The sequence below is a fragment of the Pseudomonas sp. TSO6 genome, assembly GCF_056098905.1.
On sequence record NZ_JBLZWV010000063.1, the window covers coordinates 46,443 to 69,811 of the forward strand.

The 23,369-nt window shown below is 63.5% G+C and carries 21 protein-coding genes and 2 pseudogenes; 8 read left to right on the forward strand and 15 right to left on the reverse strand.

The features are described from left to right. Positions 1 to 53: 53 nt before the first annotated feature. Positions 54 to 1,049: a catabolite repressor/activator gene (gene cra, locus ACN6NG_RS25095; RefSeq protein ID WP_353456164.1), complete on the forward strand. Its 996-nt coding sequence runs from the start codon at positions 54 to 56 to the stop codon at positions 1,047 to 1,049. 2 nt (positions 1,050 to 1,051) lie between these two features. After that, the gene (locus ACN6NG_RS25100; protein WP_474316766.1) at positions 1,052 to 1,840 is read left to right on the forward strand and encodes a TatD family hydrolase; all 789 of its coding nucleotides are present in this window, start codon (positions 1,052 to 1,054) and stop codon (positions 1,838 to 1,840) included. Positions 1,841 to 1,919: 79 nt separating this feature from the next. Here ACN6NG_RS25100 and ampE read toward each other — a convergent pair whose 3' ends face one another. The 3 genes from ampE to ACN6NG_RS25115 all read right to left on the reverse strand — a co-directional run bounded on the left by ampE (position 1,920) and on the right by ACN6NG_RS25115 (position 5,564). After that, the gene (gene ampE, locus ACN6NG_RS25105) at positions 1,920 to 2,750 is read right to left on the reverse strand and encodes a regulatory signaling modulator protein AmpE (protein WP_016501454.1); all 831 of its coding nucleotides are present in this window, start codon (positions 2,748 to 2,750) and stop codon (positions 1,920 to 1,922) included. Then, positions 2,747 to 3,319, reverse strand: coding sequence for a 1,6-anhydro-N-acetylmuramyl-L-alanine amidase AmpD (gene ampD, locus ACN6NG_RS25110; RefSeq protein WP_016501455.1), 573 nt, complete (start codon positions 3,317 to 3,319; stop codon positions 2,747 to 2,749). Before ampD ends, ampE begins: the two co-directional genes overlap by 4 nt. Before the next feature lie 88 nt (positions 3,320 to 3,407). After that, a complete protein-coding gene (locus ACN6NG_RS25115; protein ID WP_063424892.1) occupies positions 3,408 to 5,564 on the reverse strand; it encodes a DUF1631 domain-containing protein in 2,157 nt (718 codons plus the stop codon). A gap of 242 nt (positions 5,565 to 5,806) precedes the next feature. On the opposite strand from ACN6NG_RS25115, the gene nadC reads away from it, so the two are divergent. After that, positions 5,807 to 6,655 (forward strand): carboxylating nicotinate-nucleotide diphosphorylase, encoded by an 849-nt coding sequence (nadC, locus tag ACN6NG_RS25120; protein WP_016501457.1) that lies wholly within the window; start codon positions 5,807 to 5,809, stop codon positions 6,653 to 6,655. Positions 6,656 to 6,822: 167 nt separating this feature from the next. Here the strand turns inward: nadC and trxB are convergent, their stop codons facing one another. Further along, on the reverse strand, positions 6,823 to 7,785 hold the full coding sequence (gene trxB, locus ACN6NG_RS25125; RefSeq protein ID WP_003247318.1) for a thioredoxin-disulfide reductase: 963 nt from the start codon (positions 7,783 to 7,785) through the stop codon (positions 6,823 to 6,825). A 330-nt stretch (positions 7,786 to 8,115) separates the two neighbouring features. Between trxB and cysZ the strand changes: the two genes are divergently transcribed. After that, complete coding sequence (gene cysZ / locus ACN6NG_RS25130; protein WP_061202965.1) at positions 8,116 to 8,844, forward strand: sulfate transporter CysZ; 729 nt, start codon at positions 8,116 to 8,118, stop codon at positions 8,842 to 8,844. Between the two features lie 188 nt (positions 8,845 to 9,032). Here cysZ and ACN6NG_RS25135 read toward each other — a convergent pair whose 3' ends face one another. Continuing rightward, on the reverse strand, positions 9,033 to 9,464 hold the full coding sequence (locus ACN6NG_RS25135) for a methyl-accepting chemotaxis protein (protein WP_371321157.1): 432 nt from the start codon (positions 9,462 to 9,464) through the stop codon (positions 9,033 to 9,035). Between the two features lie 156 nt (positions 9,465 to 9,620). Beyond that, positions 9,621 to 10,370: pseudogene (locus tag ACN6NG_RS25140) on the reverse strand (PAS domain-containing protein); the annotation flags it as partial. Positions 10,371 to 10,527: 157 nt separating this feature from the next. Here ACN6NG_RS25140 and ACN6NG_RS25145 point away from each other — a divergent pair. Then, complete coding sequence (locus tag ACN6NG_RS25145) at positions 10,528 to 11,718, forward strand: glycosyltransferase family 4 protein (protein ID WP_063423749.1); 1,191 nt, start codon at positions 10,528 to 10,530, stop codon at positions 11,716 to 11,718. A gap of 257 nt (positions 11,719 to 11,975) precedes the next feature. Here the strand turns inward: ACN6NG_RS25145 and ACN6NG_RS25150 are convergent, their stop codons facing one another. Both ACN6NG_RS25150 and ACN6NG_RS25155 read right to left on the reverse strand, forming a co-directional pair. Beyond that, a complete protein-coding gene (locus ACN6NG_RS25150) occupies positions 11,976 to 12,458 on the reverse strand; it encodes a glutathione peroxidase (protein ID WP_049277235.1) in 483 nt (160 codons plus the stop codon). 145 nt (positions 12,459 to 12,603) lie between these two features. Then, a complete protein-coding gene (locus tag ACN6NG_RS25155) occupies positions 12,604 to 13,089 on the reverse strand; it encodes an FKBP-type peptidyl-prolyl cis-trans isomerase (protein WP_016501463.1) in 486 nt (161 codons plus the stop codon). On the opposite strand from ACN6NG_RS25155, the gene ACN6NG_RS25160 reads away from it, so the two are divergent. Together ACN6NG_RS25160 and pta are read left to right on the forward strand one after the other, a co-directional pair. Continuing rightward, a complete protein-coding gene (locus ACN6NG_RS25160) occupies positions 13,088 to 13,390 on the forward strand; it encodes a DUF3565 domain-containing protein (RefSeq protein ID WP_049277234.1) in 303 nt (100 codons plus the stop codon). The genes ACN6NG_RS25155 and ACN6NG_RS25160 overlap by 2 nt on opposite strands. Before the next feature lie 31 nt (positions 13,391 to 13,421). Then, positions 13,422 to 15,509, forward strand: a complete 2,088-nt coding sequence (gene pta, locus ACN6NG_RS25165) for a phosphate acetyltransferase (protein ID WP_016501465.1) — start codon at positions 13,422 to 13,424, stop codon at positions 15,507 to 15,509. Positions 15,510 to 15,626: 117 nt separating this feature from the next. Here pta and ACN6NG_RS25170 read toward each other — a convergent pair whose 3' ends face one another. The 7 genes from ACN6NG_RS25170 to ACN6NG_RS25200 form a co-directional block, all read right to left on the reverse strand. After that, positions 15,627 to 16,349, reverse strand: a complete 723-nt coding sequence (locus ACN6NG_RS25170) for a YiaD family glycine zipper/OmpA-like lipoprotein (protein WP_016501466.1) — start codon at positions 16,347 to 16,349, stop codon at positions 15,627 to 15,629. A gap of 109 nt (positions 16,350 to 16,458) precedes the next feature. After that, complete coding sequence (locus ACN6NG_RS25175) at positions 16,459 to 17,103, reverse strand: MBL fold metallo-hydrolase (protein ID WP_063423746.1); 645 nt, start codon at positions 17,101 to 17,103, stop codon at positions 16,459 to 16,461. 18 nt (positions 17,104 to 17,121) lie between these two features. After that, positions 17,122 to 17,469, reverse strand: coding sequence for a type II toxin-antitoxin system ChpB family toxin (locus tag ACN6NG_RS25180; protein WP_019472461.1), 348 nt, complete (start codon positions 17,467 to 17,469; stop codon positions 17,122 to 17,124). Further along, positions 17,466 to 17,744 (reverse strand): AbrB/MazE/SpoVT family DNA-binding domain-containing protein, encoded by a 279-nt coding sequence (locus ACN6NG_RS25185; RefSeq protein WP_019472462.1) that lies wholly within the window; start codon positions 17,742 to 17,744, stop codon positions 17,466 to 17,468. The genes ACN6NG_RS25180 and ACN6NG_RS25185 overlap by 4 nt, the downstream gene beginning before the upstream one ends. Before the next feature lie 169 nt (positions 17,745 to 17,913). Further along, positions 17,914 to 18,606, reverse strand: coding sequence for a sensor histidine kinase (locus ACN6NG_RS25190; RefSeq protein ID WP_063423744.1), 693 nt, complete (start codon positions 18,604 to 18,606; stop codon positions 17,914 to 17,916). After that, entirely contained in the window at positions 18,603 to 20,210 is a 1,608-nt protein-coding gene (locus tag ACN6NG_RS25195) for a tetratricopeptide repeat-containing response regulator (RefSeq protein WP_016501469.1), read from the reverse strand. The genes ACN6NG_RS25190 and ACN6NG_RS25195 overlap by 4 nt, the downstream gene beginning before the upstream one ends. Before the next feature lie 159 nt (positions 20,211 to 20,369). Beyond that, on the reverse strand, positions 20,370 to 23,087 hold the full coding sequence (locus ACN6NG_RS25200; RefSeq protein WP_474316777.1) for a winged helix-turn-helix domain-containing protein: 2,718 nt from the start codon (positions 23,085 to 23,087) through the stop codon (positions 20,370 to 20,372). Between the two features lie 71 nt (positions 23,088 to 23,158). Here ACN6NG_RS25200 and ACN6NG_RS25205 point away from each other — a divergent pair. Further along, positions 23,159 to 23,369, forward strand: a pseudogene (locus tag ACN6NG_RS25205) (hypothetical protein); the annotation flags it as partial.

Consider the following 23,369-nt stretch of genomic DNA (forward strand, 5'->3'; position numbering starts at 1 on the left):
AAAATACCCGGTCCGGCCTCAGAGCCAGCCCCGGAAATAACAAGGAAAATTCGGTGAAACTCAGCGATATCGCCCGTCTGGCCGGTGTGTCCGTGACCACGGCCAGCTACGTCATCAACGGCAAGGCTGAACAGCAGCGCATCAGCAACGCCACTGTCGAACGGGTGCGCGCGGTGGTCGAAGCCCACGGCTTCACACCCAACCCGCAGGCCGCCGGCCTGCGCAGCCGACACACCCGCACCCTGGGCTTCATTCTCCCGGATCTGGAGAACCCCAGCTACGCCCGCATCGCCAAGCAGCTGGAGCAAGGCGCCCGCGCCCGTGGCTACCAGTTGCTGATCGCCAGCAGCGACGACCAGCCCGACAGCGAGCGCCAGTTGCAGCAACTGTTCCGCGCGCGCCGTTGCGATGCCCTGTTCGTCGCCAGCTGCCTGCCGCCGGAAGACGACAGCTACCGCGATATGCAGGACAAAGGCCTGCCGGTGATCGCCATCGACCGCCGGCTGGACCCTGCGCACTTCTGCTCGGTCATCAGCGATGACCGCGATGCCAGCCGGCAATTGGCTACCAGCCTGCTCAGCGCCGCCCCACGCAGCATTGCCCTGATAGGCGCACGCCCCGAGCTGTCGGTCAGCCAGGCGCGTGCCGGCGGGTTCGACGAAGCCCTGCAAGGCTATACCGGTGATGTCCGTCGCTACCAGGGCGAGGCGTTCAGCCGTGAGTGCGGCCAGCGCCTTATGCAACAGCTTATCCATGACCTGGGCGGCCTGCCGGATGCCCTGGTGACCACCTCGTACGTGTTGCTGCAAGGGGTGTTCGACACCCTGCAGGCGCGCCCTGCCGACTCGCGCCAGTTGCAGCTGGGCACCTTTGGTGACAACCAGCTGCTCGACTTCCTGCCACTGCCGGTCAATGCCATGGCCCAGCAGCATGGCCTGATTGCCGCCACCGCGCTGGAACTGGCGCTGGCCGCAATCGAGGAAAAACGCTACGAACCTGGCGTGCATGCCGTGGGCCGCACCTTCAAGCAGCGCATCACGGTGGCCTGAACATGCGCCTGATCGACACCCATACCCACCTGGACTTCCCCGACTTCGACGCCGACCGCCCGCGCCTGCTGGCCAACGCGGCGGCACGCGGGGTGGAACGGATGGTGGTACTGGGGGTGTACCAGGCGAATTTCCAGCGTGTGTGGGACCTCGCCTGCACCGATCAGCGCCTGTTCGCAGCACTCGGCCTGCACCCGGTGTACCTCGACCAGCATCGCCCGGAGCACCTGACGCAACTGCGTGAATGGCTAGAACGCCTGCATGGCGACCCACGGCTGTGCGCCGTGGGAGAGTTTGGCCTGGACTACTATCTCGAAGACCTGGACAAGACACGCCAACAGGACCTGTTCGAAGCGCAACTGCAAATGGCCTGCGACTTCGAACTGCCCGCGCTGTTGCACGTACGCCGCAGCCATGCCCAGGTAATCGCCACGCTCAAGCGCTATAAGCCGGCGCGGGCGGGCGTGATTCATGCGTTTGCCGGCAGTTACGAAGAGGCGCGCGAATACATCAAGCTAGGCTTTCGGCTTGGGCTTGGCGGTGCCGGCACCTGGCCACAGGCGCTGCGGCTGCGCAAGACGCTGGCGCGCCTGCCACTGGAGAGTGTGGTGCTGGAGACCGATGCGCCGGATATGGCGCCGGTGATGTACCCGGGGCAACGCAACAGCCCGGAGCATCTGCCGGACATTGCCGGGGCGCTGGCCCAGGTGATGGGCGTGGATGTAGAGGCGCTGGCGCTGGCCAGTAGCCGCAATGCTTGCGAGTTGTTTGGCTGGTGCTCGCCTTTGTAGTTGCGTGGCCTGGCAGATCGAGCGCCGCCCGCGCGGCGCTCGATCTGCCAGGCGACGCAAATAGCAAGGCGACCCTATGTCAGACCAGCACGGTCCACAGCGCGAACCCGGCATACCACAACACCGCACAGCGCAGCAGCAGCTCCCACAGGCTGTCCAGCCGCCCCAGCCCACGCTGGCTGTCTTCTTCATCGGGAATGTCATCGGCAATGCGCCCCACCCGCGCCACCAGGTGCGCAGCACTGATGTGCCAGTTGAGCACCTCGTGCAGCATCACCCGGGTCACTGCGAGGAAGTTGCCCACCAGCGCAAAGCTCAACGCCATCAAGCGAACCGGCAGCCAGTCCATGATGTGCCGCAGTTGTTCGGCCCGCGCCTTCAACGCAGGCTGCTTGCTGTGCTCGCCACACAGCGCCAGCAGGCGATATGCCAGCGCCGCACCAGGGCCCAGCACGAAATACCAGAAGATCACCGCGAAAAAGCCTTGGTACACCTGCCACAGCAGGTTGCCCTGCACACGCACCAACAGGCTATGCGGCTCGTCCGCCACCACGCCCAGGTCGCGCTCTGCAACATGCAGCGCCGCTTGATCATCACCGCGTCGCCAGGCATCACGGAACGGTCCCAGCGACGCCTTGGCATCGCCACGGCCCAGGCTGTAGACCAACACCAGCAGATGCACCGGCAACGCCAACAGCCCATAGGCCACCGGCTCCAGCACATGCAGCAGCAACACCAGCAGTGCTACCGGTGCCAACACCAGGATGGCCAGCGTCCACCAGGGGTGCACCTTGCCGCTGCGCTCCAGGCGTACCAGTTCGCCAAGAAAGAACCCATCACGCTGCACTTGATGGCGCAGGGCCGAAAACTTCTCGACCCACAGCGCCAGCAGCAACACCAGAAAACTCATGCCTTGTCCTCGTTGTGCAGCAACGCTTCACGGTAGCGCGGCCAATCGAACGACGGGCCGGGGTCGGTCTTGCGTTGCGGGGCAATGTCGCTGTGGCCCTGAATGCGGCCCAGGTCGATGGCCGGCCAGGCGCTGCGAATGTGCCGGGTTAGCTGCTCCAGCACGCCGTACTGGGCATCGGTATAGGGCAGGTCGTCGGTGCCTTCCAGCTCGATGCCGATGGAAAAATCGTTGCAGCCTTCGCGCCCGTCGAAGCACGACACACCTGCGTGCCAGGCGCGCTCCAGCAATGACACGAACTGCGTCACCGCCCCGTCACGCTCGACGAACAGGTGCGCCGACACGGTCAGCTGGCTGATGCTGGCGAAATAAGGGTGCTCGTCGGGGTCCAGGCGATTCTGGAAGAACTGCTGCACCTTGCCGGTACCAAAGCAGGCCGGCGGCAGGCTGATGTTGTGGATCACCAGCAGGGAAACCACTTCGCCTTCGGGGCGGGCATTGAAGTTCGGCGAGGGGCAGTGGGTGATTCCGATTCCGTGGAACCAGCCAGTGGCACGGTCCAATTGCATGGGGCAAATCCTGAAAGCGCCTTGAACAGAACCACAGTATGCCCTGCCGCCAACGCCGTTGGCATGTGAATGATTGTAATGTTGCCGGCTACCGCACCTGCGGTTGCCGCAGCCCGTCGAGCACCGCCTCCAGCGCCCGCTCGAACAACAACCCGTCATCCAGCACCCGCACGTCCCCCCGGTGTAGCGCCTGCGCCAGGCCCGCGCCGCTCCACTCTCGCACCTTCATGCCGGTGCGGTTGGCAAACACCAGCCTGTCGCTGCTGTCGATGTGTGCCACCAGCTTGCAGCGCAGCGGTTCGTCGTCATCAAGTACTTCAACCCAGGTCCCGATGCGCAAGCGCTGCACCTGCCGCAACGCTGCAGCCTGGCCATCGGCAATGTGCAAGGGCGCGCAGGACGGTTCTTCGGCAATCGCCAGCACGATATCTTCGTCCACCAGCACTTCGGCCAAAGGTTGGCCATGGCCAACCGTTAGCTCAGCGCCTGCGCAGGCACGCAGGTGCAATTGCTCCAGTTGCAGGAAGAACTCACGGGTTGCCGCCGAATTCAGGGCCACGCTGGCCAAGCCATCGCGCAGCGCCTTGAGCAGGCCCGGCACCTGCTGCAACAGGGTTTGCGGCTCATGCCCGAGGGTGATAGTGGCCAATAGCGTGTCCACCGTCTGCAAGCTATCCCGCCAGGCCTGGGAGGCTTCACCCTGCTTGAGCCAGGCCAGCAGCAGCACCTGGCTCCAGGCCTGTACCAGCATTTGCACAACCACCAAGGGCAAGACCCGGCCACGCAGGCGCTGGTTGAGCACCCGCTGTACCTGCTGCCGGGCCTGCAGGGCACGGGCACGCCCTTCTTCGGCGTCGCGCGTGCGTTGCTCAAGCAATTCGTTGCGCCGCCGTTCCTCCTGGTTGAACGCAAGGAACTCGTCGAGCAGCTCGGCAAACAGGCCGGTATCTTCGGCGAAATCATTGATCAAGCGCTGGACTATGCGCTCTACCCGCAAGTGCAGGTTGTCGCGCAGGCCTTCGCCACCGCACTCCCAGCCAATGGCTGCGCCTGCGATTTCGTTGAGCAGCCGGCGTGCAGGGTGACTGGCCCGGCTGAACAACCCCTTGTCCAGCAGGGCGACCTTGAGCAGCGGGATATGCAGGCGCGCGATCAGCGCACGCAGGCTGGCCGGCAGGTTGTCGTCGCCTTGAATACAGGCGAACAGCAGGCCGACCAGGTTGATCATGTCCTCGTCGGCTACGGCGATGCGCCGGCGCGTGCCACTGCGCACGCTGACCCGCAGCAGCAGTTGTTCGAGTTGTTGGCCGAGTTCGAAATCATCAGGCTCGCCGGTAGCCGGCACGTAGTGCTGCAAATGCGAAAGCAGGCGGACCAGGTCAGCAGTGCTGATCGACTGGGCCGCAGCCACCGCCTGCAATCGCGGTGCGAACTGCCCGCGCGCCGGGGCCAGCAAGGTTTGCAACGAGGCAAAGAAGGCCTGGCCTGCCGCATCCGCCCCCACTTCCTGGCCTTGGCTTGCCGGCCCTCGTCCTGCCCTCATGCGCCGGTCTTCGGCACGCCGGCGCGGGGCCGGTTGCAACTCGGGCAGCACACCGGCGACGGCCAGCAACTGGTTGGCTTCGGCATAGATGACGTCGACATCGCGCAAGACATAACGCTCGAAAAGCTTGAGCAGGACCAGTTTGACCCGTAAGCCCACCCCCAGGTTACGGCCAGCTTCAAGGAAGTACCCGCACAATGCAGCAGGGCCGAGCGGGTTGCGCTGCTCATGCACGGGGCGGTCGAGCAAGGCCTGCAAACGCAGGCCCAGTTGCTGCAGGGCAATACCATCGCGCGACAGCACCCGCGCGACCATGCCTTCGATGGCCGCAGCCCGTTCCAGTTGCACCTTGCTACGCAGGTTGCCGGCTTCTGCCAGCTGCGCCAGCAGGTCGACCTGGCCGATGCGGGCGTAAGCGTCATAGAAGGTATCAAGGAAGCCGCGTTCGATACTTTTGCGCTTCAGGCGCAGATCGCGCATGGCCTCGAAGTACAGGTTCTGGTCGCAGCGATCAACGGCCTTGTCGGCCATCTCGAACAGGGTGTCGTCAGCATTGTCGAACAGCGCCTGCAAGCCCTGGCGCAGTTGCAGCGCAGCCTTGTCGCGCACTTGCAGGAGCAATACCGGAAGGCAAGGCAGAGGCGTACGCCCCCCTCGGTCGATGGCTGCCGCCAGGGGCACCACCTTGCCTTCTTTTTGCATCCTGGACTCCTTGCAGGGTGTCTTGCCCGAAGGGGCTGTAAATCGTCAAAGCTATGACGCCAAATACTGGTCGCCATTATCGGTAAAAAATCGCACAGCTGCCAGCGCCGATTCATGGACGGGTTAATGACCCTGGTTTGCAGGCATTGCTCACGAAGACCGACCAAAGGTCATGGCCGGGGCGGCTGTACACATCGGCCCCCTGCCCTATAATCGCCGGCATCTAGCTTGTGGAGCCGACCATGCCGAACCTACGCCTTGCCGACCTGACCGCTGAAATCGAAGCCAACGTGCGCCGCGCACTGTTGGAGGACATCGGCAGTGGCGACATCACCGCGCAGCTGATCCCGGCCGAGCGCCTGGCCAAGGCCACCATCATCACCCGCGAAGACTGCGTGATTGCCGGCACTGCCTGGGTCGACGCCGTGTTTCGCCAGCTCGACCCGCGTGTGGCTGTGCACTGGCAGGTGGCCGACGGTGATCGCGCCACGGCCAACCAGCCGCTGTTTCACCTGGAAGGCCCGGCCCGCTCTCTGCTGAGCGGCGAGCGCAGCGCGCTGAACTTCCTGCAGATGCTGTCGGGGGTCGCCACCCGTGCGCGTTTCCTGGCCGACCTGGTGGAAGGCACCCAGGTGCGCCTGCTGGACACCCGCAAAACCCTGCCCGGCCTGCGCCTGGCACAGAAGTACGCGGTTACCTGCGGCGGCTGCGACAACCACCGCATCGGCCTGTACGACGCCTTCCTGATCAAGGAAAACCACATCGCCGCCAGCGGTGGTGTTGCCGAGGCAGTAACGGCGGCGCACCGAATTGCGCCGGGCAAGCCGGTAGAGATCGAAGTGGAAAGCCTGGATGAACTGCGCGAGGCGCTGGCAGCGGGCGCGGACATCATCATGCTCGACGAGCTGAACCTGGACGAAATGCGCGAAGCGGTGCGTATTAACGCGGGCAAGGCCAAGCTGGAGGCCAGCGGCGGGGTGAACGAGACGACCTTGCGGGTAATTGCCGAGACTGGCGTGGACTACATCTCGATTGGTGCCATGACCAAGGATGTGAAAGCAGTGGACCTGTCCATGCGGTTGAGCCTGTGAGCTGACCGCAGGCAATAAAAAACCGGCCATTGAGCCGGTTTTTTTGTCGTTGCCGAGGGCCTCTCGCAGCAAGCCCCAGAGGCAACGCACTGCCTTCAGGCCTTCGCATTACCTGTGGGAGCTGGCTTGCCGGCGATGGGCCGCAAAGCGGCCCCTGTGTTGCTGGATCAGAACGAGGCGTTGGCCAGGCCGTCCAGGTAACGCTCCACGTCCAGGGCCGCCATGCAGCCAGCGCCGGCCGAGGTAATGGCCTGACGGTAAACGTGGTCAGCCACGTCACCTGCAGCGAACACACCTTCAACGTTGGTGGCGGTAGCGTTGCCTTCACGGCCCCCGTTGACCACCAGGTAGCCGTCCTTGAGGGTCAGCTGGCCTTCGAACAGCGAGGTGTTCGGGGTGTGGCCAATGGCGATGAATACGCCGTCGACCTTGATTTCGTCGCTGCTGCCGTCGTTGTTCTTCAGGCGCGCACCGGTTACGCCCATGTTGTCACCCAACACTTCGTCCAGGGTGGCGTTGAGCTTGAGCTCGATCTTGCCTTCGGCCACACGGGCGTTGAGCTTGTCGACCAGGATCTTCTCCGCGCGGAAGGTCTCGCGACGGTGCACCAAGGTAACCTTGCTGGCGATGTTGGCCAGGTAAAGCGCTTCTTCCACGGCAGTGTTGCCGCCGCCAACCACCGCGACCGGCTTGTTGCGGTAGAAGAAACCGTCGCAGGTGGCGCAGGCCGAAACGCCCTTGCCCATGAAGGTTTCTTCCGACGGCAGGCCCAGGTAGCGGGCGCTGGCACCGGTGGCGATGATCAGTGCGTCGCAGGTGTATTTGCCGCTGTCACCCTGCAGGGTGAACGGCTTGTTGGCCAGGTCGACAGCATTGATATGGTCGAAGACGATTTCGGTTTCGAAACGCTCGGCGTGTTCCTGCATGCGCTGCATCAGGGCCGGGCCGGTCAGGCCGTGGGGGTCGCCCGGCCAGTTGTCAACTTCGGTGGTGGTGGTCAGCTGGCCGCCCGCCTGCATGCCGGTGATCAGCAGCGGCTTGAGGTTGGCGCGGGCAGCGTAGACTGCAGCACTGTAACCGGCAGGGCCGGAACCGAGAATGATGACGCGCGAATGACGTACTTCAGACATGTCGAACTCCTGTCGAGCCGGCGGCACGGGCCGGCATCGGTGTACCGGCTGCGCCAGCTGGAAAATTAAAACGGACCCACGCAGCACTTGGGGAAGGCTACAACGCGCAGGCCCGAAAAGCGGAAAGTTGAGCGCACTGTAGCGAGGTCGCAAAGATTAAGGAAATATCCTTAGACAATCCACCTCATAGGCACGGTCTATTCACTGATTTCATCCGTAGCCCAGCCCTGGCGCTTTTGTTACAGCCCGTGTCCCGCTTGCCAGCCACCTTTCGTCGGCGCGGCAAACTCGGTAAGGTCAGCGCGTTTTCCTTCTCTGCGGAGTCTCCCGATGCAAGCCCCTGTCCTCTCCGGCCCCCAATACCTGCGCGAAGGCCTGAAACTGGTGCTGAGCCCCAACCTGCGGTTGTTCGTGCTGCTGCCGCTGGCGGTCAACCTGCTGCTGTTCGGTGGCATGGTCTACTTCGCCGGCCACCAGTTCGGCCTGTGGCTCGATGCCCTGATGCCAACGCTGCCAGCCTGGCTGAGCTTTCTCAGCTACATACTCTGGCCGCTGTTCGTTGCCCTGCTGGTGCTGATGGTGTTCTTCACCTTCACCCTGGTGGCCAACATCATTGCCGCGCCGTTCAATGGCTTCCTGGCGGAAAAGGTCGAAGTGGTGGTGCGTGGCGAAGACACCTTCCCGGCGTTCAGCTGGGGCGAGCTGGTGGCCATGGTGCCACGCACCTTCAGCCGCGAAATGCGCAAGTTGGGCTACTTCCTGCCACGGGCCATCGGCCTGTTCATCCTGTCGCTGATCCCCGTCGTCAACGTAATCGCCGCGCCACTGTGGCTGATGTTCGGGGTATGGATGATGGCCATTCAGTACATCGACTACCCCGCGGACAACAACAAGATGAGCTGGCAGGACATGCTCGCCTGGCTGCGCAGCAAGCGCTGGCAGTCGCTGGGCTTTGGCGGCATCACCTACCTGGCACTGATGATCCCAGGGGTGAACGTGCTGATGATGCCGGCGGCGGTGGCCGGGGCCACGTTGTTCTGGGTGCGGGAGCGTAACTGACTGCCGAGGTGTACGCGCCCCTGTAGGAGCAGCCTTGTGCTGCGAAGAGGCCATTGCAGCCGAAGATAATCTTTAGCCTTACCGGCCTCTTCGCAGCACAAGGCTGCTCCTACAAGATGAGGCGGCAGCCTGAGTGATGGTGAAAGCCATTGGGTCCACCAAAAGGCAGACCAGATCTGCTCGGGGCTCTACTGCCCCAACCGGCTGGAGAACTGCCCCACCACATCCACCACCCGCTTCGCCCCGTCCTGGATCTCGACAATCACGTTGCCCGTCTCATCGGCCAGCGCCAGCCCCTGCTCGGCCTGGCGCTTGCTGGTGTCGATGATCTCCACCGCCGCCTGCGCCAGCTGCTCGTTCTGCTTCACTACCCGGGCAATTTCCTCGGTAGCGGTGCTGGTGCGCGAGGCGAGCTGGCGCACTTCGTCGGCAACCACCGCAAAGCCACGCCCTTGCTCGCCCGCGCGGGCCGCCTCAATGGCGGCGTTGAGCGCCAGCAGGTTAGTCTGCCCGGCAATGTCGCTGATAGTCTTGATGATCGAGCCAATCACCCGCGACTGTGTATCCAGCGCCTGGATGCCCTCGGCCGCCTCCTGCATCGAAGCTTCCAGGCCGCGCATCACGCTGACGGTCTGGGTGACCACATCGGTGGCCTTCTGGGCGCTGACATCAGTACCCAGCGAGGTGTTGTAGGCAACATCTGCTGCCTCGGCCACCGCCTGCTCCTGATTGACCTGGTCGGTAATCACGGTGGCAAACTTGACCACTTTGTAGAGTACGTCGTGGGCATCGAACAGCGGGTTGTACGAGGCCTCCAGCCAGACCACCCGGCCATGGGCATCGATGCGTTTGAAACGCTCGGCCACGTACTCGCCACGGCGCAGCTTGTCCCAGAAGGCCTGGTAGCCGGCCGAGTTGGCCTCCTCCGGCTCGCAGAACATGCGGTGATGCTTGCCGCGGATCTGCTCCAGGCGGTAACCAACGCTGGCCAGGAAGCGTTCGTTGGCGGTGAGGATGGTGCCGTCGAGGGCAAATTCGATAACCGCGGTAGAGCGCATCAGCGCCTTGATCAGGCTTTCGTGCTCGCGAGACGTCTCAATGGTGCGGGTCAGGTCGCTGGAGTGCAGCGTAAAGTACTTGATGCGCCCCTCGCTGTTCTTCACCGGCTGCAGGATCGACCGCAGCCAGGCTTCCTGGCCGTTGCCACGCAGCAGACGGAAGGCGCCGTTCAAATGCTCGCCACGGCTGATCGCGCTCTTCATGCGTTGGTAGAAATCCAGCGACTTCACATGAGCTGGGACGATGTCCTCGATGTTGCGTCCAAGCAATTGATCGGAACGGTAGAGCATTTCGCTCTCGAAGTTGCCGTTGACCATCTCGATCCGTCCCTGTGGGTCGAGTTGAAGTACCAGCATCTCGCTGTCGAGACTACTCTTGACCTGTTCCACGGACATCAGGTCTTCGCGCAGCTGCCGGATTTCTTGCTTGAGCTTGCTGTTGAACATCACCGCACTCCTGGAGCGCATCACCTAGTCGAATGCATCTTCATCGGCTGCCGGTTGCACCTTCTTGAGCACCGCGCAACGAAATATTCATAAAGGCAAAAGCGTCAGCGGTCAGGCGTCATCTGTACGTCACATTGCAGTCACATTGGCGCAACCCGGCAAGCGGAAACTTTTTGTCATGAATACACCCGCCCTACGCATTACCCTGGTCAGCGAAACCTTCCCACCCGAAATCAACGGCGTGGCCAACACCCTTGGCCGCCTTGGCGAAGGGCTGCGTCAGCGCGGCCATGAGGTGGAAGTGGTGCGCCCGCGCCAAGCCGGCGAAGCCCCCGTGCACAACGACCCGTACCTGATGCTCTGCCGTGGCTGGGCGCTGCCTGGTTACCCCGGTTTGCAGTGGGGCGAGGTGTCGATGCACAAGTTGTTGCGCCGCTGGCGGCGGCAGCGCCCGGATGTGCTGTACATCGCCACCGAGGGGCCGCTGGGGCTCAGCGCACTGCGCGCGGCCAGGCGCCTGGGAATCGCGGTCGTCAGCGGCTTCCACACCAACTTCCCGCAGTACTCCGGCCAGTACGGCCTGGGTTTGCTGGCACGCCTGCTCACCCACTACCTGCGCTGGTTCCATCGGCGCACGGCAATCACCCTGGTGCCCAGTGTCAGCCAGCGCCTGGAGCTTGAGCGACGTGGTTTCGAGCGCCTGGAGCTGCTCGCACGGGGTGTCGATGCCTGCCTGTTCAACCCGGCCCGGCGCAGCCAGGCGTTGCGCGAAAGCTGGGGGCTCGGCCCGGACGATCTCGCCGTGCTGCATGTCGGGCGGCTGGCGGTGGAAAAGAACCTTGGCTTGCTGCGGCCTTGCCTTGAGGCACTGCAGACGACTTATCCACAGAAGCGCCTTCGCCTGATCATGGTGGGTGACGGCCCTCAGCGCGCCGCCCTCCAACAGCAGATGCCGAATGCCATGTTCTGCGGCGCCCAGCGCGCAGAGGTGCTGGCCGAGCATTACGCCAGCGGTGACCTGTTCCTGTTCCCGAGCCTGACCGAAACGTTTGGCAATGTGGTGCTCGAAGCCATGGCTTCGGGGTTGGCGGTGGTTGCCTATGACGAGGCGGCGGCTGCGCAGCATATTCGCCATGGCCACAGCGGAGCGCTGGCCATGCCGGGGGACCAGGCGGCGTTTGTCGATGCGGCTTGCTGGCTGCTGGAGGAAGAGGAAACCTTGCGCCGGGTGCGCCTGAATGCGCGGCAGCATGCCAGCCGTCAAGGTTGGCCGGCGATTGTCGAAGAATTTGAGGGGTATCTGTGCAACGCTTGCAGGCAACCAGGTGTTGCGGCTGGGCGTTCTGCGCCATTTTTGCAGCGCCTGTGAGATCGAGCGCCGCCCGCGCGGCGCATCGCGAGCTAAGCTCGCTCCTACATCAGTTTCGGGCCAATTATTCCTGGTGGATTTGCGCGCGACCCCGTTGGCGCACGGCTCGATTCCGCGCCCTGCTAACAAGGCGATCGCGCGCGACTGGTACAGGATTGACTGGCCCGAAACAAATGTAGGAGCGAGCTTAGCTCGCGATGCGCCGCGCGGGCGGCGCTCGATTTCACAGGCGCCAAAAGTCTCGCGACAGGCACTCCTCAGGCCAGTGCTTTTTCGATTGCCTGCACCACCGCCGGGTCATCCGGCGCCGTGCGCGGCGAGAAGCGCGCTAGCACCCGCCCGTCCTTGCCCACCAGAAACTTCTCGAAGTTCCAGCTGATGTCACCAGGAAACTCAGCCCCCTCGCCCGCCAGCAGGCGGTACAACGAATGACGCTGTGGCCCGTTGACTTCCAGCTTGCCGCCCAGCGGGAAGCTCACCCCGTAGTTGAGGCTGCAGAATTCCTGGATTTCCTTTTCGCTGCCCGGCTCCTGCCCGGCAAACTGGTTGCATGGCAGGCCAAGCACATTGAAGCCCTTGTCCTTGTAAACCTGGTAGAGGTTTTCCAGAGCCATGTATTGCGGCGTGAGACCACATTTGGAGGCAACGTTGACCACCAGCACCACTTGGCCCTTGAACGGTGCGAGGGGCAGCTCCCCGCCGTTCAGCGCGTCCAGTTTCAGGTCGTGAAATGCACTCATGATGACATCCCCTCTCAGGTTCCCGGTTGCCGCGCAGGCGAATTCCGCCCACTAAAAAGGCGCCCGTCCAAACCGTCCACCTCCCGTAGGAAGGCAAATCGGCTTGCCCGAGCGCCTGGCGACTTTCTGAGCTTAGCGCAGAAAATCAGTGGTGATGGCCACCTTCACCGTGGATGTGGCGGTGAGCGATTTCTTCTTCGCTGGCGTCACGCACGTCGACAACCTTGACCTGGAAGGTCAGGCGCTGGCCGGCCAGCGGGTGGTTGCCGTCAACGGTGACGTCGTCGCCGTCCAGGTCACGGATGGTGACGATCTGCATCTGGCCGTCCGGTGCCGAAGCGTGGAACTGCATGCCCACTTCCAGCTCGTCGACGCCTTCGAACAGGCTGCGGTTCAGGGTGCTGACCAGCTCGGCCAGGTATTCGCCGTAGGCGTCTTCCGGCTCGATGGAAACGTTCAGCTCGTCACCGGCCTGTTTGCCTTCCAGGGCTTTTTCCAGGCCCGGGATGATGTTGCCGGCACCGTGCAGGTAGACCAGCGGCGCGCCACCGGCGGAGCTGTCGATGGTCTCCCCGGCGTCGTTGGTCAGGGTATAGTCGATGGAGACAGCCTTGTTGGCGGCGATCAGCATGGGGCAAGACCTTTTGCAAAAGTATGTAGAGCGGACAAGTGTAACCAAGCCATCGTCCGATTGCGAACGCACTGCGGACAAGCAACGGCCCATCAGTCGGATCACCGGCTTTCACCAGGACGAAGAAGGCCATTGGGTGGCCGAACTCTCCTGCGGTCATACCCAGCATCTGCGCCACCAACCGCCGTGGCAATCACGCCCTTGGGTGCTGGACCCGGCACAACGCGCGCAGCGCATCGGCCAGCCATTTGCTTGCGGCTGGTGCGCACAAGGGGGCGATGGCGCTACCCTTGGCCGCTAATTTCTTGCACCGCTTATTTCGAGAAGCACGCATGCAGACATTTTTCATTGCGCCGACCGACTTTGGTGTCGGCCTGACCTCCATCAGCCTGGGCCTGGTGCGCACCCTCGAGCGCGCCGGCCTGAAGGTCGGTTTCTTCAAGCCGATCGCCCAGCCCCACCCGGGTGACACCGGCCCCGAGCGCTCTACCGAACTGGTGGCCCGCACCCACGGCATCACCCCCCCGCTGCCACTGAGCCTGGCACAGGTCGAGCGCATGCTCGGCGACGGCCAGCTGGACGAGTTGCTCGAAGAAATCATCCGCCTCTACCAGCAAGCCTGCGTCGGCAATGACGTGGTGGTGGTCGAGGGCATGGTGCCCACGCGCCACGCAAGCTATGCAGCGCGGGTCAACCTGCACCTGGCCAAGAGCCTGGATGCCGAGGTGATCCTGGTGTCGGCCCCGGAAAACGAAGTGCTCAGCGAGTTGTCTGGCCGGGTCGAACTGCAGGCCCAGCTGTTCGGCGGCCCACGTGACCCGAAGGTGCTCGGGGTAATCCTCAACAAGGTGCGCACCGACGAAAGCATGGCGGCCTTCGCCACCCGCCTGCGCGAGCACTCGCCCCTGCTGCGCGGCAACGATTTCCGCCTGCTCGGCTGCATCCCCTACCAGCCTGAGCTGAACGCCCCGCGCACCCGCGACGTGGCCGACCTGCTCGGTGCCCAGGTACTCAACGCTGGCGACTACGAGCAGCGGCGCATGAGCAAGATCATCATCTGCGCACGCACCGTGGCCAACACGGTACCGCTGCTGACATCAGGCACCTTGGTCGTCACACCGGGTGATCGCGACGACATCATCCTTGCCGTCAGCCTGGCCGCCATCAATGGCGTACCGCTGGCCGGGCTGCTGCTGACCAGCGACAGCAAGCCCGACGCGCGCATCCTTGGCCTGTGCCGCGGCGCGCTGCAGGCAGGCTTGCCGATCCTGTCGGTCAGCACCGGCTCGTACGACACCGCCAACCAGCTCAATTCGCTGAACCGCGAAATCCCGGTCGACGACCGCGAGCGCGCCGAGTTCATCACCGACTTCGTCGCCAGCCACCTCGATGCGGCCTGGTTGCACCAACGCTGCGGCACCCCGCGCGAGATGCGCCTGTCGCCGGCGGTATTCCGCTACCAACTGATCCAGCGGGCGCAGCAGGCCAACAAGCGCATCGTCCTGCCAGAAGGCGCCGAGCCGCTGCTGGTGCAGGCCGCAGCCATCTGCCAGGCGCGCGGCATCGCCCGCTGCGTGCTGCTGGCCAAACCCGAAGATGTCGAGGCCGTGGCCCGCGCCCAAGGCATTACCCTGCCGCCTGGCCTGGAAATCCTCGACCCCGAGCTGATTCGCGGGCGCTACGTGGAGCCGATGGTTGCGCTGCGCAAGAGCAAGAACCTCAACGCACCGATGGCCGAGCAGCAACTGGAAGACCCGGTGGTGATCGGTACCATGATGCTGGCTCTGGACGAAGTGGACGGCCTGGTATCGGGCCTGGTGCACTCTACCGCCAACACCATCCGCCCGGCCCTGCAGTTGATCAAGACCGCGCCGGGCTCCAGCCTGGTGTCGTCAGTGTTCTTCATGCTGTTCCCCGAGCAAGTGCTGGTGTACGGCGACTGCGTGATGAACCCCCACCCGAGCGCTACCGAGCTGGCCGAGATTGCCAGGCAGAGCGCAGAATCGGCGCAGGCCTTCGGCATCGCGCCGCGGGTGGCGATGATCAGCTATTCAAGCGATTCGGTCAGTGATGAAGAAGTCGGCAAAGTGCGCGAAGCGACACGCCTGGCACAGGGCGCAGCGCAGGCGTTGGTGATCGATGGGCCACTGCAGTATGACGCGGCGGCCAACCCGGCAATTGCACGGGAACTGGCGCCGGATAGCCCGGTGGCCGGGCGTGCCACAGTGTTCGTCTTCCCTGACCTGAATACCGGCAACACCACGCACAAAGCGGTGCAACGCAGTACCGACGGGGTCAGCCTGGGGCCGATGCTGCAGGGGTTGCGCAAGCCGGTGAACGACTTGCCGCGCGGGGCTCAGGTTGACGATATCGTGCATACCATTGCCCTGACGGCGATTCAGGCCAGCGTGGTGCGCTAAAAGCCGGGCCGCTTTGCAGCCCATTCGCGGCACAAGGCCGCTCCTACAGGGATTGCGTAATGCCTGTGGGAGCGGCCTTGGATCGCGATTGGGCCGCAAGGCGGCCCCGGGCATCAATCAGGGATACTGCTGAACCTGGCCTTGTTGCTGGTCATACTGCTGGCCCGGAATCGGCTTCAGGTTCACTTCCACCCGGCGGTTCTGCGCACGGCCATTAGCGTCGGCGTTGCTGGCGATCGGCTGGTCCGGGCCCATGCCACGCACCGAAATACGCGAAGCATCCACACCCTGCGAGGTCAGGTAGGTGCTGACCGCCTGCGCGCGGCGCTGGGACAGGTCCATGTTGTGCTGGCGGCTGCCGGTGCTGTCGGTGAACCCGACCACTTCAATGGTGTTCTGGTTGAACTGCTTGAACGAGCCTGCGAGGTTGTTCAGCGGCGAGTAGAAGCTTGGGGCGATGTTGGCCGAGTCGGTGGCAAAGGTGATGTTGCCCGGCATGATCAGTTTGATCTGGTCGCCCTGGCGCTGTACTTCCACGCCGGTGTTGGCCATCTGGGCGCGCAGTTCGGCCTCTTGCTTGTCGGCGTAGTAGCCGTAACCCGCTGCTGCAGCACCTACCGCGGCGGCGCCGATCAGCGCACCCTTGCCACGGTTGTTGTGGTCGATGGCAGCACCGGCGATGGCGCCAGCCAGCGCGCCCAGGCCGCCGTACTTGGCAGTCTTGCTCATCCCCGTGGAGCCCTGCGCCTGACCCTGGTTGTCATAAGGGTTCTGGCCGGCACAGCCAGTCATCAGGGCAGCGGCAGTTGCGACGATAATCAGACGACGCATGGTGAACATGGACAAGCTCCTACTGAAATTCATAAATGCGGCAGATCACGAAGGGATCTATGCCAGCCTTGGATTGCATCGGCAATGAAAAATTCAATGAAAGTGCCTTCATGTGCACTCAGGCACGCACGAAAGGGTTTTCTCGCATCTCGTCACCCAGGCGGGTATCGGGCCCGTGGCCAGTCACCACAATGGCCTCTTCATCCAGCCGGTACAGCCGCTCCTTGATGGAACGCACGATAGCCCGCTGGTCACCCCCCCACAAATCGGTGCGGCCAATGCCACGGCGGAACAAGGTGTCGCCGGCGATCAGCAGTTTGGCATCGGCGAACCAGAAGCTCATCGACCCCGGGGTGTGGCCAGGCGTATGCAATGCCACGCCACAGCCACAGGCCAGCGCTTCGTCATCGCCCAGCCAGCGATCGGGTGCCGGTACCGGCGTGTAGGGAACGCCGAACATCTGGCACTGCATCTCCAGGTTGTCCCACAGTACCTGGTCGTCCTTGTGCAGGTGCAGGGTGGCGCCGGTCAGCTCCTTGAGCTTGCCCGAGGCAAGAAAATGATCGAAGTGCGCGTGTGTATGGATGATGCTCACCAGCGTCAGGCCGTGGGCCTGCAGGCGCGCCAGGATCTTCTCCGGGTCACCTCCTGGGTCGACGACGATGGCTTTCTTGGTCAGCGGGTCGCCAATCAGCGTGCAGTTGCATTGCAGGGGGCCTACGGGGAAGGTTTCGCGGATGAGTGCTGACGATGGATTCTGCATGGTGGGTACGGGAACCGGTTAATCGAATAGGGTTTGCACACGGGCCAGTGCATCTAGGATGACAACTTCGGGCACCGACTCTACGCGCTTGGCAAAGCGTGCTTCAAGGTCGACTGTGCGGACCTGGTTGCAGAGCATCACCCCCTGAGTCTGCGTGCCCGCACCGCTGAGCGTCACTGCGAAACCCGCATGCCTTGCAAAATCACCACCTTGGGTGATCGGGACGATCACTGCCAGGCCTGACGCATTGAACGCCGCCGGGGTGAGTACCAGTGCGGGTCGCCCCTCACCCTGTTGTTCTCGTCCCACTGTGGGGTCGAGGTTGACGCGAACGATATCGCCCCTGGCGAACTTCACCCGCTTCACACTTCACGTCCTACTGGGCGCATCGCACTCCAGTCGGCCATGTCCTCTGGCTCCGGCGCGCTCAGGTCGCACTGGGCCATCAATTCCTCAAGGGTGTATTTGGGTTTCGATCGGACGGGCTTGAGCACCATCGTCTCTCCCGCTGTGTCCAGGCTCAGGGTGGAGCCGACACCGAGGCGCATCTGTTTGAGCACTGCGGCCGGCAAGCGGATGGCGGCGCTGTTGCCCCACTGCTGAATCTTGATCTGCATGAGTATCTCCCAAGGTAGATACATAGTAGAAACCCTCCAAGCGATTGCAAGCGAAATGTAGAGACGTCGTATCTACATTGTCATCTGTCCGGACCGGACAAAAGCCCTGCAACCTCAAGAAGGAAATCCCCTACATCACCTTGGGAAGCCACCTTCCAACTGCAAAAACACGAAGCGCAAACTCAGCCATCTATCAAGGCAGGAACAACCTGAACAACCCGCCCCCAAGCGCCCCGCCATTGGAGATCTCGATCCGTCCGCGCACCCCGCCGCTTTCATGCAGTGCCGCGATCCGCGCCGCAAAGTACAGGCCAAGGCCGGTGCTGCCGCTGGTCGAGTCGATGCCCTGGATGTATTGCTCCTGGCGCTCGAGCATGTGCTTCGGATAACCCGGACCGTCATCGTTCACGCAGATGGCCAGCTGGTTATCGGCCTCTTCGATGGTGATCAGCAAGGCGTGCCCGGCAAAGCGGGTGGCGTTGGTGATGACGTTGGCAACTACCGAGGCCACCAGTTCGCGGTCGAAGAAGCCCAGTGGGTTGTCGGTGTCGATGCGCCAGGTGGCGAGAATGTCGTTGTGCTTGAGCACTTCCTGATGCGCCGCCAACTGGGCTTCGATGAAATCGTCCAGTTCGTGGTAGTCCGGGCACACCGGCAACTGGTTGATACCCAGTTTGTACAGGCCCAGCAACTGCACCAGCATGCCGTTGAGGTGGCGAAACTCGTGCTCCATGATTCCCTGCTCGGCACCACCACGCAGCTCTTCGGGCAAGCGCTCCATCCACTGGCTGTGGGACTGGATCAGCGCTGACAAAGAGCTTTTGAGGTCGTGCACGGTGGAGGCGATCACCGTGGAAAAATCCAGCCCCTGATTGTCTTGATTCATGCGCCGAACACTCGGATGTGCAGTTTGCGGTAACGGTCATAGCGATTGTCGCTGGCAGGGATACCGGCCACGCTGGTCAAGGCGTCCTGGCATTCCTGCATGATCGCGGGCTGAGGGTTTTCACCGCCAATGCGCAGCAGCGCCTGGGCGGTGTTAAGGGCGATGCTGATGTTTTTCGGCTGCATACCCAGCGCCTTGCGGAACATCTGCAACGCCTCGCCAAGCTGCCCTCCCTGGTAACTGCGCACACCCTGGCGATTGAGGGTGACCGCTTCGGTAATGGCGTTGAGCACGCTGGGGTCGTCCGTCAGCTTGCCCACTTTCTCCATGACCTTGGGGTCATCGCCATAACTTTCCACACAGCTCTTTAGTACGCCGAGGGCGGCGGCTTCCTGCCCCATTGCCTGCAACTGTGCGGCAACGGTCAGGGCCGCATCGACCGAGAAGAACTGGTTCATCTTGTCCAGGCGCTGGATCGCCTGTTCGGTCAGCTTGCCGGCCGTTTCCGGGTCGCCCGCCTGTTGCAGGCTGGCGGCCTTCATCATCCGCGCACGTACCTGCAAGCCCTGGTCCTCGGGGTTTTCCTTGGCCACCTCGCTGAGCGTAGTGTTGATTTCGACCCGGGTACGGGCGTCCAGGCCGAAGCCTGCGTTCTTGCTCATCAGCGCCTGCACCAGGCCTAGGTTGTTTTCAGCATCCTTGTAGCGCGAGCTCTGCCCCTGGTTCACCGCATGGCGGAACGCCTTCGACGCGCTCTCGAAGTCTTCGTTTTCCAGCGCCAGCTTGCCCAGCGTCGACTGCCGACGTACCGACAGTGGCGACAGCCGCACGGCTTCTTCAAGCAGGTTTTGCGCGCGCCGGGTATCGCCTTGGGCCACCAGCACCTCGGCCATGCCGTCGTACAGGCCGGGCATGATCGGGAACGCCTTGAGCGCCTGCTCGTACACACCCTGGGCCTGGGCATTCTGGCCACGCTTGTGCATCAGGGCGCCCAGCGCGGCGTACACCCAAGGCTGCGGGCGGCTGGCCAGGATGGCCTTGAGGAACTTTTCCAGTTCCTCGAAGCGGTTAAGGTTACGCAGGGCATCCGCCCGATAACGCAGGCACAGCGGTGCCAGGCGCGGGTCTTTCTTGCACAGCTCGGCACAGGCGGCCAGCACTTCGGCCGGGCGATTGCGGTCCAGCGCCTGCAAAATCGGCTTGAGCAGCGTCTTGCGCTGGAACAGTTTTTCGACGCGCTGGGCCAGGCCAACGCGGTTGAACGGTTTGGTCAGGTAGGCATCGGGCTCGTGCTCGATGGCGCTGAGGACAATGGCCTGGCTGCTTTCGGCCGTGACCATGATGAACACGCACTCATGGCTGATGTGCTTGTCGATGATCAGGTCTTCGAGCACCTGCTGGCCGTTCTTCTTGCCGTCGCCCAGGTGGAAGTCCTGCAGGATGAAGTCATAGCGCTTCTGCGCGCACATGCGCAGCGCCTGCTCGCCGCTGTCGGCGGTGTCCACGTCGCGCACGCCCAGCTCGCGCAGCATGGAACGGGTCGACGTGCGAAAGTCGGTAAAGTCGTCGACGATCAGAAAGCTTTTTTGCCCGTACTGCAGCATCAACACGACCTGCCTTGGAATGATTGAAAAATCGCGCGAGGCGATGCCACCGATCGCTGTATCGGCAGCTGGTCGGGAAAGATGAGGGTAGAGCATCACCGGCCACAATCCATGGCCTCAGGCCATCACTTTAGCGGGCAATGACCTGCAGGGCCAGTATCAGGCCAGTACCCCCAGGGATTTGGCCTTGGCAACCGCCTGGGTACGCCGCTCAACACCCAGCTTGCTGTTGATGTGGCTGACGTGGGTCTTTACGGTGTGCAGGGAAATGAACAGCCGCTCGCTGATCTGCTGGTTGGAACAACCCTGGGCAATCAGTTCGAGCACGGCCAGTTCGCGGCCGCTCAGGGCTTCGCCGGTGCCGGTGGTGGCGCTTCGCTGCTGCGGCAGGCGTTTGAGCAGTTCTGCCTGAACCGGGCAGGACGAGCCTGCCTGCAATTGCTCAGAAAGCCAGTGCGGGTGCTTTTCCAGCAGCGGCTGGAACGGTTGCAGCACGCCGCCATGAGCGGATGCCAGCAGGCTTGGCAGCAATTGCGCGGCCTGCCCCTCCCGGCCTTCGTCCAGCAGCAGGGAGAGCCATTGGCACAGGGCGCTGACGGTGAGCAGCATGCCGCCACTGGCCTGGCCACGCTCGACCAGACTTGCCAGGCGTTGTACGGCGTCGTCACCGCGTAACTGGATGCGCTCCAGCAGCGCCTGCTGCAACGCAATGTGCAACGGCAGCAGCGGGTGGAACTCCGGTGCGGCTGCCGGCTGCTCGCCGCCGTAGGTCTGGCCCAGGCGCAGCAGCCAGGACTCGGCCAGGTCGGTACGCCCCTGGGCCAGCCACAGTTCGCATTTGATCAGGGTAATCATGGCCAGGTAGTAGACCGGGGGCACGTCCCAGATATGCATCAGGCGCTCGGCCTCGGCCAATTCGGCAAAAGCCTCTGAAAAGTGCCCTTCCCTGCCATCGAGCGTAGCAATCACGCAATGGCCGATAAGCACACTGATATCCCGGCAGGCCCGCGCCTCGCCCAGCCCCGCGCGCAACCGCGCACGGCCCTGGGCCGGCTGCAGCCGAGAAACCAGCAGGTAACCTTCGTAAAGCGTCAGGCGCGCACGCACGGCATACAGGCGCTGCGCCGAAAGCCCTTGCAGGCGCTGGAGCCCTTGACGCACTTCGTCCAGGGCGCGCAGCACCTCGCCCCGGGCGTGCAACACTCGCGCCCGGTCGTAATGGGCCAGCGCCTCGAACAACGGGTTGCCAACCCGCTGGGCCAGCTCCAGGGCTTCGCGGTTCCAGCCTCGGGCCCGCCAGAAATCACCGTCGGCAATGGCCAGGTTGGACAGCGTCGACAAACACACCAGGCGCTGGCCATAACGCTTGCTCGGCAGGCTCTGCAGCGCTTCGCCGCAATAGGCCAAGGTGCGTTCGCGGTCGCCACGGCCGCGGGCAATGACCCCACTCAGCGCCAGCCACTGGGCCAGCATCGACTTTTGCGCGGTGGCCGAAGGCGCGGGCAGAAAGCGGCTGAGGTAGCCGGCCAGTTCCTCGGCGGCGTCCAGCTGGCACGCCAGGCCCAACGCCCAGCTGTACAGCACGATCAACCGCGGAGTGCTGATCAGCAGGCTGTCGGGCAGGTCCATCTTCCAGCGCAGCAGCATGCCGACGTTCTGTTCAGCCAGCAGTTGCTCCTCGGACAGGCTCTGCACCAGGTTGGCAGCGACATCGAGGTGGCCGGCACGCAGCGCCTGCTCTACCGCCTCGTCCAGCAGGCCCTGCTTTTCAAACCAGCGACAGGCACGCAGTTGCAAACCGGCCAGTGGTTCGCTGGCCTGCCGGCTGCGCAGCAGGTCGGAGAACAGGTGATGGTAGCGGAACCAGTGGCCATGCTCGTCCAGCGGCACCAAAAACACCTGGTGCGCCTGCAGGAAACGCAGCACAGCTGCGCTGTCCTGGCGGCCACGCAGGGCGTCGCACAATGGGGCGCAGAAGCGCTCCTGGCAGGCCGTGTCGTACAGGAACGCCTGTACGTCAGCGGGCAGCATGTCGATGACTTCTTCAAGCAGGTAGTCGCGGATCAGGCCTTCGCCGCCATGTAAGGCCTGGGGCAAGGCTTGCTCGTCCGCCGACTCGCTGGCTGCCAGTTGCCAGAAACGCAAACCGGCCACCCAACCGTCGCTGCGCTGGATCAGGTTGTCCAGTGCCTGGCCGCGCAGGGCCGTTGGCTGCCGGCCTATCACCGCCAGCGACTCTTCGTCGGTAAGGCGCAAATCCTGTTCGTTCAGTTCGACAAGCTGGCGCGACAGCCGCAAACGCGCCAGGTGCCAATCCGGGCGCTGGCGGCTGGTAACCAGCAACACCAGGCCGGCGGGCAGGTGGTTGAGGAAGAACTGCAGGCAGCGGTCGAGCACCGGCCCCTGGGCCAGGTGATAGTCGTCCAGTACCAGCAGCAAAGGGGTATCGGTTTGCAGGTACAGCGCCAGCTCGTCGAGCAGGCCGTCGATCCACTCTTCGAAGGCGAACGGCTGGTGGCGCTGGCGCATTTTCAGCAAGCCCATGGCCTGCCCGCCCAGCGCAGGGCAGTACTGCTGCAGGCCTTCGAGCAGGCGTTCAAGAAAGCGGCCTGGGTCGGCATCACGCTGGCTCAGGCCCAGCCACAGGCTACGCCAATGCTCGGGCAGCGCTTCGCAAAATTCGATGGCCAGCGAGCTTTTGCCGAAACCCGCCGGGGCATTGACCAGCAACAGCCGCCCACCCAGCCCGGCGTGCAGACGCTGACACAGGCGCAAGCGCGGCACATGGCCGTCCGGCAGCGGCGGCCGGAAGAAACGCCCGTCCAGCAGGCCCAGGGCCTGGCTGGCAAATCCATGTGTACGGGACAAATCTGTCATGGCCGGCTCGTTCTGGGTGGAGGACTTCGGCGATATGGATGCTTGCGAGACTAGCCGGTAACGCAGCGCATTTGAAGATGATGGGCGCAATTGCCCCGGAAAAGACTGCGACAAAAAGCAACATGGCTGATGGACAGGGGGCTGGGGCGGGGGTTTGGGTGGGTATTCAGCAGATTTATCGCCCGCTCTTACAGGGATTGCACAGCTTCAAGGCCAGTGCAGTAGCGGTAGGAGCAGCCTTGTGCTGCGAAGAGGCCGGTAAGGCTAAAGACTCTCTTCGGC